Raw genomic sequence first — 11,982 nt, 5'->3', positions numbered from 1 at the left:
GATTTAGCAAGAACTATCCCTGTCCCTATTCTTTTAATCCCGCTTGCAAAACCACTCGGTTTGCAGCGGGATTATTCTTTTTGATACATTAAACATGGCAGGTTAGGGTTAAAACATGCGATTCTTCCGGAATCGGCGCCCAAACGCAACGTCGTTTCTATAAATACGTGATGTCACCGGCATCAGTAAATTAAAAATGGCCTTCTTACAAATCCGGAGGATTTGAATAGCTGTAGCACAGAGAATCAACGAAAGAAAAAAAGTCTCCGGAGGAGTCGAATATTTTACCCAAAAAAAGGCAAAACCAATGCATGCAATATACACGTACCAAAAACCCCATTTCCCAAAAGACCAACCCTGGCAAATGCACGCTATGGGCAAGAGCGAAACGATGCTTTATATACATTTTGCTAAAAACCTCACCTTTTGGCAGCAAAGAACTTTTTCAATAAGGTTTCAGATTCGGAAGCAAAGGCTCCCTGTTCAACAATAGTTTTGGGATGTAACAAATTACCTTGCTTAGTAAAACCTCTTTTGGGATCTAAAGCTGCATAAACAAGTTTCGATATCTGAGTCCAAAAGGCAGCGCCCGCACACATCACACAAGGTTCCAGCGTAACATAAAGTGTACAATCTGTAAGATATTTGGCACCCAGTGCTTCTGAAGCGGCGGTAAAGGCAAGCATTTCGGCATGTGCGGTTACGTCATTTAATTGTTCGGTTTGATTATGCGCCTTCGAAATAACCTGATTATTACATGTAATAACAGCTCCAACAGGAATTTCGCCTTCATCAAAAGCCATTTGAGCTTCCTGAAGGGCCATTTTCATAAAGAAATCTTCTTCTATCATATCTGTAATAGTTTTCGCAACAAAAATACAATTTTGACCTATTAAAAACCCAAACAAACAGCATTACATTATTTCATTCGTAACAAATAAGGACGTATTAGAACGATAAATAAAACGGCAAGCAAAAAGGCAATAATTGTACCCCACAAAACTCCGATAGCATCATAAAAATAATGAACTGCAATGGCGTAAATTACAATATTAATCGAGGCCAAAACCATAGTTTTACCAACGGCCTGCGCAAATTTAGCTCCTTGTGAGATGGTTAAAATGGTCATGGTGCTAAGCATAACAGCCGGGAAAGTAGAAAAAATTCCCGTCCAGAAACTATTGGCAAAGGTACTAATTACCACGGTAGTAGCTACAACTGTACCTGCAAACCCAGCCCTTACAAATAAAGCCCACCATCGGAAAGTTCGGCTTTGCTTACCTGCAGAAGGTATCTTTAGCCGGTATTCCAACAAATAAAATGCGCTGCCCATGGCAATAAAATAGAAACTCAGTGAAAAAAGCACTGTAATATCTCCTACAAGGGAAATCGTTCCTGCCATTGCAAACCAAAAGGCAAGCGAAGTGAAGAGCGCCCAAATTAAATGAAATTTAAGCATTACAACAAACAGGAAAAGGAAAAGCGTATTAACGGCCATCCCGAGCGGGGCGGCCAGGGCTGCATCGGCAGCATAGGCAGGGGTTTGCACAATAGCGACATAAACAAGCGCCACCAAAATGGTTGAGGGCAAGTTGGCTATAGCTCCACCAGCCTTACTACCAAGCCTTTCAGCCAGCAAAGTAGCCCCGGCAATCCAAAACCCGGCTATAAGAAAAGCTTGAAGCACCTGAAATGCAAATGATCCCATGGGTACAAAATAAAGCAAAAAAAAGACTGCCCCGCGGGGCAGTCTTTGATTTTATCCATTATTTAAGTTATGGGCGAACTTTTCTAAGATTAGTTGGCACAAAGGAAGGCTGGTTTTCGAAACTGTTTTTGAAAACAGATTTTCCTTCATTTGTAAGAACCTCAAAATCATCAATAAATAATGCAAAAGCATCCATTGATACACATCCAATTTCTATTCTAACATTCTTACCGGCGAAGTCAGAAAGGTCATAGGTAAAGTTGGTCCAGTCTGTTGGTACTTCCTGGTAAGGGCTTGGAGTCATAAGAGTTTCAGTGTCATCTGCATTATCAACAACCTTCACAATTAGTCGTTCCAGTCCATATGCATCAGTAATTGAACGGGCATAGAGTGATAATGTGTAAGAACTGTCGATATCGAAGTTGTCACTGATCATCCAATCATCATTACCCTGACCTGCATCAGGAACTGCAGCCATACAAAAGGCCATTTTATCTCCGCTGTTGGGTTCCCAACCTGCGGGATCCTCTCCAGCAGACTCTGCTGCAGCTTCCCAACTAAAGATAGTGAAAGCAGCTGGATCACCTGATCCGGGATAATCAAATGCACTAACACCATATTGTGCTAACCCATCACGGTCTTCCAGTACCCATGGGGCAAAATCTGTTGACCATGCTTCGTACTCTTCGAAGTCCCATGCACGTTTTACAATAATGGCGAGCGTATGTTCTGCCATCAGTGTACCATTAGCATTTGAGAAAACCCAGTCATAATAAAGGGTATCATTGATCATCGAAGGAGTAAGAGCAACAGCTATTGAATCTTCGAGTAATCCATATGTACCTGTGATATCAACTGAATCAGCGTCGTTAAGAGCCTCATAGATATTCAAGCTAGTTGGAGCTGTACAATCATCTGCAATAGAATACTTGAGATAAATAGTAGTATCCTCAGCGGGATAGAAATTGCTTGGGCCTTCAATGATTAATGGATTATCTACTGTTATTGTCACATATTTGGCAGCATCACCGCCATCTACTTTTGTTGCAAAGCGGACTTCAGCGTCTTCGCCTGTAGCAGGACTACCAATATCTGCCTGAGCAATAGAATACTGGGCCGAACCATCTTCGGTAGTTATCGTACTTATAACGTTACCTTGATAACTAATTTCTACATCAATATTTGGTCTTGATGTATTTAAAGTACCGCTTACTCCAGGATCAAGAATATAATAATCGGCATCTGAAACATATATCGTCGTGCCTGTATAAAAATCATCCTCCTCTTCCTCACAGGCGGTAAAGAGCACTGCAAGGGCGAGTAAGCTAATTATTAATGAGAGTATTTTTTTCATAATTCTAAAAATTTTGAGATTTTACTGTTCATCTGTTCTTGTGTCCCACCACATTTGTTTGCCCCAGAATTTATCTACAATATCTGCAGCATAAGGAGCTAAATTGGCAGAATTTAAGTTAGATTCATCGGTTGGGTATGGGAACACAAATGGTGGATCTGTATGACCTGTATATGGACTGGATGGTGCTGCTGGCATTTCAGGAAAGCCTGATCTACGTGTTTCAGCCCATGCTTCGTGGCCCTGCTTAAAGAGTGCTACCCATTTCTGTTTGAATAAATCTTCAGGATCTGTCACAACAAACCCTGAAGCATAAGACTCAGCAGCAGTAGCATCTATTCCATTTTCAACGCATGAAGCAACTATAGCTTCTTCGAAAGCGTTCTGATCGGCGTTAGCTTCAGCTTCAATAAATTTCACTTCAGCATAACGCATAAATGGTATATAACCATCTACTGTTTCTCTGTACAGCTCACCAATACGGCTATAAAGGTTAATATCACCTACATTATCCGGAGCAACACCAGGTACTACGCCATTATATACATCATTTTTGTTTGGCTTAGCAATTACACTTAAACGCGGATCTGAATTATTAACGAGGTAATCGATTAGGAAAGTGGCAACAGCGTGGTCATCACGTGTCTCCTGATCTTCATACCAGGGCTCTTTATATGGAGAAGATCCGGGCCAGTAAAGAAATGCATTGTCTGCATTACTTTCCATAATTGGATAAGTACCTGTTTGGGTTAATATTTCATTTCTGATAGTAGCAGCTTCCGGATAAACAGCAGCAACCCGGTTGGCCATGCGCAAACGAATTGAATTGGCAAATTTTTGCCATTTAAGCAAATCACCTGCAAACAGGACATCACCAGCACCTATTTCACGCTGAGATCCTTCTGCAAACAATGAATTGGCTTTGGCCAAACTATCCATCAGAGCGGGATATATAGTTTCCTGCTCATCGTACTCCGGATTTGTTACGCCATTTAATCCACCAATGGCGTCAGTAAAAGGCATATCGCGCCAGCTATCAGTTCCAATCTGGAAAACCAGTGACTGGAAAGTCAAAGCTGCAGCTTCGAGGTTTGGATTACCTTCCTGACGGGCAAATTTTTTGGCATTTTCCATATCAATGGCCACGCGATAAAGGTCATTCCATGCAGTGTTAATTACAGATTCGCGCTCTTCATAACGAGCTTCATCAACGTATTGAATTTTACCGAGATGTCCGGCATAAGTAGATACGTTGTTCATGTTGAACCAGGCATCATAATAGTACTCGCCGAAATAACGGATACCATTACCCAGCAAGTTTGTGCCCGGTACCGTGGTCGGACTGTTGGGATCTTCGTTCATCTCCTCCCAATCATCTGTACATGCTGTAAACATGAGTAGTCCGACAATTAGTAAGCTAAATATGTTTTGAAATTTCTTTTTCATAGCAAAAATATTTTTGTGTAGTTTTAGAAGTTAAGGTTTACCCTGAAACCAAGCGTGCGTGCTGTCGGCAACTGGAACTGCTCAAGGCCCATACCTCCCAGATTCGCACCAAATCCTGTTTCGGGGTCAATACCTACATCATTACTTGGGTGAACATATAGCATTGCCAGGTTACGACCTACAAATGATACACTAGCTCCCTGAATAAAGCCTACTTTATTAATGATTTTTTGTGGAACCTTGTAACTAATAACAAGTTCACGTAATTTGATATATGTACCGTCAATAAGTGAATAAGCTTCTCTTCCCCAATATCCTTTATAGTAATTGTAAGCTGATACAACTACATCATTAGGGGTGCCATCTTCTGATACACCATCTATTACAAGACCATTTTCACGAATACCATCTTCTGCAGTTTCTTCTGTAACACCAGCATAAGCACCAAACCAGTCAGATACGCTGAACAGGTCACCACCATATTGGCCAGAAATTAAGAAACTCAAAGAAATGGTTTTGTAAGAGAATGTATTGCGAATACCTCCGGTCCAGTCGGGTGTAATATTACCAATTGCTACAGGAGCTTCTGTTTTAACAGGTAAACCATTTGAACCAATGATTTTGTTTCCATCATCGTCGTACATGAAGCCACCGCCTTTGATTACACCAAATGCCTCGCCAGGACGAGCTTCGATTGTTACGCCACCCCATGAACTGGAGATTTGGTAAGCTTCGAGGTCTCCATAAAGTTCATTCACCTGGTTCCAGTTTTTGGCCCAGTTAACATCAGTTGTCCAGCTGAAACCGTCCGGGTTCTTAAACCAGGTAGCACCAATTTGTACTTCAAAACCTTTGTTCTCAATTTCACCGGCGTTAATCAACTGACTTTCGAAACCGGATGCTGGCGAAATATCCACCTCCATAATCTGGTTGTAGGTAATTTCGTCATAATATGTCACGTCCAGCCTAAAGCGATTCTTTAAGAACCTTAAATCTACACCAACCTCTGTACTGGTTACCTCTTCAGGTTCCAAACCAACAGGAGGAAGTATTCTGTTTGTGGCAAAAGGGGTAAAATTACCAAATGGAGTAACTCCATTATAAATCAGTGATAACTGATAAGGATCGGTGTCGTTACCCACTTTGGCCCATCCACCACGTATTTTGGCAAATGATAAAATGTCTGATTCAAGCTCTAACAATTCAGTAACAATTACACTACCGGTAAATGATGGGTAGAAATAACTCCATGAATCTGCTGGAAGCGTTGAACTCCAGTCGTTACGTGCTGTAACATCAAGGTAAACCGCGCTTTTCCATCCAAGAGAAGCCTGTCCATACACACTATTGGTTTCCATTTCCTCATCATACATATCCGTAACCGGATTACCCTGCACGTTTGAAATAGTAAAGAGGTTCGGTACAGTTAGCTCAGCAGCTTCCAGATACATCGATCCATAATCGTTTCTACGGAAGTTGGTACCTAAAATACCATTTAAGTTGAAGTCTCCAAAATCTTTATTGAAAGATGCATATAAGTCAGCATTTACTTCCCTATTGTTCCGGTCTTGCTGCCAGAAGGCACCATAAGGTTGCTCATTAGACATGGCATAATCAACGTGTTTGCGCACTTCACTGTAATAATCTATACCTACACGGCCGGTAACTTTTACCCAGTCTGTGATCTCTGCATCTAAACTTGCAGTACCATATATCCGGTCACGCTCGCGACTTGTGGTATTGTAGTTTACGTTCCAGTATGGATTGTTGTGATATGATGTATTCCAGTTGTAAGGATTACCAAAAACATTCAACTCATCGTAATGCGCCTCAAGGTCTCCCATATTCACCTGACGGCCAAACCATCCACCCATAGACTGCATTACGTTATTTGAGCTATAACCTTGTACTGGCAGGTTATCACTTGCATTGTTAACGTAGTTAAATGTTACGTTAGTTTTCAACCATTCTGATAAATTTTGAGTACCATTAAATGAAACACTATATTTTGTCAAATCGGTGTTGGGTATTGTACCCTTTTGATCATAATGAGATAAAGAGAGTCTCATGGCACCTTCTTCACCATTAGAAGTAATGTTTACACTATTATCTAATGTAACACCGGTTTGGAAAAAGTTCTCAATATTATCCGGATTGGACACCCATGGTGTAGCCTGACGTGTGGTCGGATCATTAGGATCTGTAAGCGGGCTGTTAAACTGCGGTATTGACAAACCAATATCCAATCTTGGTCCCCAACTTTCGTCCACGTTATCGTTCACACCACCACCATTACCATCAAAATAAGTAAAACCCGAACTTGAACTAAATGTTCCATCGGCATAATCCTGATAAGAAACGCCTTGCTGATAAGCTCCGTTAGCAAGGTAATTATATTCGCTACCGCCAACACCCTGACCATAATCATTCTGATAGTTTACAAAGTTGTAAGTCTGGTCAAAAGTAACGGCTGAACTAATACTTACACCAATACCTTTTTTAGACTTTTTACCGGTTTTGGTTTTTACAACAATAACACCGTTTGCAGCACGTGATCCGTAAAGCGCTGCCGCGTTTGCACCTTTCAGTACACTAACCGACTCGATGCTTGAAGCATCAAGGTCCATGGCTGCGTTACCAAAGTCAGTGTCGCCCCACTGAGAAACGTCTGTGGAGGCATTACTGATGGGTACACCATCAACAACCCAAAGTGGTTGGTTATTATTAAACGAAGCATTACCACGGATGGTGATACGTGATGAAGAACCCACGGCACCACTGGCATTGGTAATTTGCGTACCGGCTATTTTACCGGAAAGCGAATTGACAATATTGGCCTCTTTGGCTTCTGCCAGGTCATCTCCTCCGACCTCTTGCACGGAATAACCGAGTGCCTTTTTCTCTCTCGAAATACCCAAAGCGGTAACCACCAGCTCATCGAGCTCTGTAACGGCAGATACCATCTGGACGTTAATAACGGTTTGGTTGCCAATAGCTTTTTTCACCTTGTTCATACCAATGAACGAGTATAAAAGCGTATCCGCACCTTGTGGAACCTCTATAGAGTAACTACCGTCATTAGCGGTAATTGTACCCACTTGAGTTCCTTTTACAACTACTGTAACTCCAGGCATCTCACTACCATCGGAGGCGGAGGTTACAGTCCCTGTTACTGTTTTTTGTGCATACGACTGGATCCCTAAAAAACTTAGGAACACCAGTGTAAATAAAAATTTTCCCATAACACTTAACTTTTATTTAATGTATGGGCTAAAGTATCGCTTATATTGAATTATTGCAAATTTTTTTAACGAATATTTAACTTCAGTTTAACTATCTATTAGGCAACCCCTTATAACGTGCTGTTATTTAGTATGTTGTGCAACACAATTATTTTCTGTGATTTTAACAGGTTTTGACGAATGTTTGTATGCTAAAGGGATACAGTGGTTTTGTATTGACAAAAAATAAAAATCTAATTTAATATAGTTAGCTCCGGCAACTCAAAAGATATTACTTGTATTTATGCTGTTACTCACTAATAATATTTTTCGAAAGGAGGTTTTATCGTCACTATTCAATTTTACATACTTTTAGCTACATTTGCAATAACAAAAAGATAAGCACATAAATATAATCAGGAGGTATTATGTCATTAAATAAACTGAATCAGGTGCTCACACAAAACGTGGATGAGCTTGAAAAAAGCGGACGTGCCAAAGGTGAAGAAAAAGTTATCACTAAATGCATTCCTGCTCAACAAGGGAAAGGCCCCCGCTACCTTTTAGAAGGATATGAAAATCAAGAGTTCATTCGAATGAACTCCAACTCATACCTGGGATTGTCGCTCCGCAAAGACATGATTGATGCGGAAGAAAAAGGGGCAGCAGAATTCGGCGTAGGACCGGGAGCTGTTCGTTTTATTAACGGTACATTCAAATCTCACACGAAACTGGAAGCCAAACTCGCTGCTTTTCACGGCAGAGAAGCCGGCATGATTTTTAGTTCGGCCTATGTAACCAGTATCGGCGCCATTTTCCCAATGACCACAAAAGAAACTGTACTAATTAGTGATGAACTTAACCATAATTGTATCATCAACGCAATGCGCCTGGGACGCCCTGCGGCCAAAGAAATCTATGCGCACAACAACATGGAAGACCTTGAAAAAGCCCTTAAGCGCAGTGTAGGCAGAGGCAAACGCGCATTGGTTATTACAGACGGCATTTTCAGTATGCGCGGTGACCATGCCCCATTGAATGAATTCGTAAAGGTTTGTGAAAAGTTTAACGATAAATTTGAAGAAGGCGTTATCACCATAGCTGACGACTCACATGGTGTAGGGGCTTTTGGCAAAACAGGCCGCGGAACCGAAGAGTACACCAACGGCAAAGTAGATATTTTAGTCGGCACACTGGGCAAAGCCTTTGGCGTGAACGGCGGGTACGTGGTATCGTCGAAAGAAGTAGTTAAATACCTGCGCGAAAGTGCCCCTACCTATATTTATTCCAATCCGATTACGGTTTCAGAAAGCGAAGCAGCTATTAAAGCATTAGAAATTGTAGACACTCCGGAAGGTAAAGATATCCTGGCCCATTTACGCGCTATGACACAAAAATTCGATCAAGGGTTGCGCGATTTAGGTTTAGAAACAATCGAAGGCGACCACCCGGTGGTACCACTCATGGTGAGAGACTCACAAAAAACAAGTGATATTGTAAAACATTTAAATAAAAATGGAATTCTTGCCACAGGACTCAACTTCCCGGTAGTACCAAAAGGTGATGAAGAAATTCGTTTTCAAATCAATGCATCGCACACCGAAAAAGATATTGATACTGTACTTGAGGTACTCAGCAATTATGCATAATTAATGAGTGTACATAAAAAACGAAAGCTCTTCAATTTTGAAGAGCTTTTGTATTTGTACCATATTATGTAAGAATACTAACGACGTTTCTTAGTCCTGGGTCGCTTATCTCCTTTGCTACGCCCACCGGCCTTTTTGGCCTCCGACAACTCTACAAGTATCGGGGTACCCTCAAATTTTCTTCCTATAAGACCATCGACTAATTTATCGGTAAGACTATCCTCTATTTCAAAGAATGAGAAATTTTTCAGTATTTCGATCTTGCCAATTTCAGCATCTCTTGAACGCAGGGTCTCATTAATCAATCCAATAAGTCTTGTGGGATTAACTTTATGTTTGGTGCCAAGATTAATGTATAGTCTTGAGAACTTAATTCTACCGCCCCCTTGCCGGGTTCTTTTGGGTGCTCCTGCCTGCTTATCTGATTTTCTGTTTGATTCTGCCACATTTATGTCACGTGCATCTTTGTAATAATCAAGAAAACGGTTAAACTCCGCAGAAACAAAATGTTTCACGAGTTCTTCGCGGCTCATATCTTGCAGTTTCTCATAAATTGCAGACATGAACGGCTCTATCTGTTTTTCGTCTACATTGGTTTGCGTAACCTTATCGATGAAAGCGAATAACTGTTTCGTTACAATTTCTTTTCCTCCGGGAACTGTTCCCCTGGTAAACTTTACACCGGCAACCTTTTCTACTTCCCTGATCCTACGGCCCTCACGTGAGTGAACAATGGCAATAGATAAGCCTTTTTTACCTGCGCGGCCAGTACGTCCGCTTCGGTGCACATAGGCTTCGCTATCATCTGGAAGGTTATAGTTAATTACGTGCGTCAGGTCATGTACATCTATACCGCGGGCAGCCACATCGGTAGCTACCAGAATTTGCAACTGACGGTTTCTGAAACGGTGCATCACCTCATCGCGCTGCGCCTGCGACAAATCGCCATGCAATGCATCGGCATTATAGCCGTCTTCCATCAGCTTTTTAGCAATATCTTTTGTTTCCTGACGTGTACGACAAAAAACAATACCGTAAATCTCAGGATTCACATCAGCAATACGTTTCAACACCTCATAGCGGTCCTTTGCCTGCACCATATAATAGATATGCGAAAGATTTTCAGCAGCAGTATTGCGCGGGCTCACTGAAACCTGCTCCGGGTTGTTCATATATTTCTTGGTGATGCGGGCAATTTCTTTCGATAGGGTAGCTGAAAACAATAAAGTTTGTTTATCCTCTGGCGTATTTTCAAGTATGGCATCCAGGTCTTCTTTAAAGCCCATAGATAACATTTCATCGGCCTCATCTAAAACCAACCGACTGATATTGTGCGGCTTAAGTTTTTTGCGTTTTATTAAATCCAATGAGCGGCCCGGGGTTCCTACCACAATCTGTGCACCCTTTTTTAAAGCCCTTATCTGCGTTTCAATACTGGTTCCACCATAAACAGGCACAACCTCTAAACCCTTTATGCGGGTAGAATATTTTTTGAGGTCACTTGTAATTTGCAGACACAGTTCGCGTGTTGGACACAAAATTAGTGTTTGTGTTTGTTTATCGTCAATATTAGTTAAATGTAATGCAGGTAAACCAAAAGCAGCGGTTTTACCTGTACCTGTTTGTGCCAAACCTATAAAATCTTGTCTGGAGTTTAATAGAAAAGGTATTGTTTCTGCCTGAATAGGCGTGGGTTGCTCGAAACCCATTTCCTGAATTGCGTCCAGTATCTCTGATTGCAATCCGGATTCGGCGAAAGTTTGAATCATAAAAATCTTAAATAATTAGCGTGTAAAGATAATACTATTTTATGGCTGGGGGAGCCTATTATTAATTTATTCTCAATTCTTTAACAAATTTGATGCCCAAATCAGTAAAAAAAGCCCAATACAATTATTACTTTTGTTTATTATTGTTTAATAAAGACTATTTGAAAGACGCTGACAACATAATTTTAGGTATTGATCCGGGCACAACAATCATGGGTTACGGTGTAATAGATGCCACTGGCAAACAACCTGTGTTGTTGAGCATGGGTGTAGTAGATTTGCGTAAATACAAAGATCACTACCAAAAATTAACCTACATTTACGACAGGACCCGTATGCTCATAGAGCAATATCTGCCAGACGAAATTGCTATTGAGGCACCATTTTTTGGGAAAAATGTGCAATCGATGCTTAAACTTGGCCGGGCACAAGGTGTAGCCATTGCCGCTGCACTATCTCACTCGGTGCCAATTGTGGAATACGCTCCCAGAAAAATAAAACAAGCCATTACAGGCTCAGGTAGTGCCTCAAAAGAACAAGTTGCGGGCATGCTCGTGCGCATGATGGACATAAAAAAACTGCCATCATTCCTCGATGCCACCGACGGACTGGCTGCAGCGGTTTGCCACTTTTACCAACGAAGAATGCCTGACGCTAAAAAAAGTAATAGCTGGTCAGACTTTGTGAAAAAAAATCCGGGAAGAATCAAATAGGTTATAGATAGCCACTAAAAACCAAACTGCTTTTTTATATGTGCTCTTTCTGCTGATTTAGAAATTTGCTGATCTGTTGCGGCAATAGACAGACTATTTTTTTCGAAGCAATTGATGTAAAT

General features: G+C 41.2%; 8 protein-coding genes. 2 read left to right on the top strand and 6 right to left on the bottom strand.

The window, feature by feature from the left end:
- Positions 1 to 419: 419 nt before the first annotated feature.
- The 5 genes from ACTB0Y_RS07940 to ACTB0Y_RS07920 form a co-directional block, all read right to left on the bottom strand.
- A complete protein-coding gene (locus tag ACTB0Y_RS07940; protein ID WP_463206281.1) occupies positions 420 to 851 on the bottom strand; it encodes a nucleoside deaminase in 432 nt (143 codons plus the stop codon).
- Positions 852 to 919: 68 nt separating this feature from the next.
- The gene (locus ACTB0Y_RS07935) at positions 920 to 1,708 is read right to left on the bottom strand and encodes a DUF3147 family protein (protein WP_463206280.1); all 789 of its coding nucleotides are present in this window, start codon (positions 1,706 to 1,708) and stop codon (positions 920 to 922) included.
- Between the two features lie 67 nt (positions 1,709 to 1,775).
- Positions 1,776 to 3,017, bottom strand: coding sequence for a choice-of-anchor J domain-containing protein (locus tag ACTB0Y_RS07930; protein WP_463206279.1), 1,242 nt, complete (start codon positions 3,015 to 3,017; stop codon positions 1,776 to 1,778).
- Between the two features lie 66 nt (positions 3,018 to 3,083).
- Positions 3,084 to 4,508, bottom strand: coding sequence for a SusD/RagB family nutrient-binding outer membrane lipoprotein (locus ACTB0Y_RS07925; RefSeq protein ID WP_463206278.1), 1,425 nt, complete (start codon positions 4,506 to 4,508; stop codon positions 3,084 to 3,086).
- 23 nt (positions 4,509 to 4,531) lie between these two features.
- Positions 4,532 to 7,750: a SusC/RagA family TonB-linked outer membrane protein gene (locus tag ACTB0Y_RS07920; protein WP_463206277.1), complete on the bottom strand. Its 3,219-nt coding sequence runs from the start codon at positions 7,748 to 7,750 to the stop codon at positions 4,532 to 4,534.
- A gap of 407 nt (positions 7,751 to 8,157) precedes the next feature.
- Between ACTB0Y_RS07920 and ACTB0Y_RS07915 the strand changes: the two genes are divergently transcribed.
- Complete coding sequence (locus ACTB0Y_RS07915; protein ID WP_463206276.1) at positions 8,158 to 9,378, top strand: aminotransferase class I/II-fold pyridoxal phosphate-dependent enzyme; 1,221 nt, start codon at positions 8,158 to 8,160, stop codon at positions 9,376 to 9,378.
- A 77-nt stretch (positions 9,379 to 9,455) separates the two neighbouring features.
- On the opposite strand, the gene ACTB0Y_RS07910 is transcribed toward ACTB0Y_RS07915, so the two are convergent.
- The gene (locus ACTB0Y_RS07910) at positions 9,456 to 11,147 is read right to left on the bottom strand and encodes a DEAD/DEAH box helicase (protein WP_463206275.1); all 1,692 of its coding nucleotides are present in this window, start codon (positions 11,145 to 11,147) and stop codon (positions 9,456 to 9,458) included.
- Between the two features lie 92 nt (positions 11,148 to 11,239).
- On the opposite strand from ACTB0Y_RS07910, the gene ruvC reads away from it, so the two are divergent.
- Positions 11,240 to 11,860, top strand: a complete 621-nt coding sequence (ruvC, locus tag ACTB0Y_RS07905; protein ID WP_463206274.1) for a crossover junction endodeoxyribonuclease RuvC — start codon at positions 11,240 to 11,242, stop codon at positions 11,858 to 11,860.
- Positions 11,861 to 11,982 lie beyond the last annotated feature (122 nt).

Source organism: Salinivirga sp., assembly GCF_055145285.1.
The sequence above is the reverse complement of the archived record's forward strand: the minus strand, read 5'-3'. Positions and strand labels throughout refer to the sequence as shown.

What these genes read in the sequence shown, in the direction of transcription:
- ACTB0Y_RS07940 (WP_463206281.1), bottom strand. Translation starts at nt 851, where the DNA reads ATGATAGAAGAAGATTTCTTTATGAAAATGGCCCTTCAGGAAGCTCAA.
- ACTB0Y_RS07935 (WP_463206280.1), bottom strand. Translation starts at nt 1,708, where the DNA reads ATGGGATCATTTGCATTTCAGGTGCTTCAAGCTTTTCTTATAGCCGGG.
- ACTB0Y_RS07925 (WP_463206278.1), bottom strand. Translation starts at nt 4,508, where the DNA reads ATGAAAAAGAAATTTCAAAACATATTTAGCTTACTAATTGTCGGACTA.
- ACTB0Y_RS07920 (WP_463206277.1), bottom strand. Translation starts at nt 7,750, where the DNA reads ATGGGAAAATTTTTATTTACACTGGTGTTCCTAAGTTTTTTAGGGATC.
- ACTB0Y_RS07915 (WP_463206276.1), top strand. Translation starts at nt 8,158, where the DNA reads ATGTCATTAAATAAACTGAATCAGGTGCTCACACAAAACGTGGATGAG.
- ACTB0Y_RS07910 (WP_463206275.1), bottom strand. Translation starts at nt 11,147, where the DNA reads ATGATTCAAACTTTCGCCGAATCCGGATTGCAATCAGAGATACTGGAC.
- ruvC (WP_463206274.1), top strand. Translation starts at nt 11,240, where the DNA reads ATGCCCAAATCAGTAAAAAAAGCCCAATACAATTATTACTTTTGTTTA.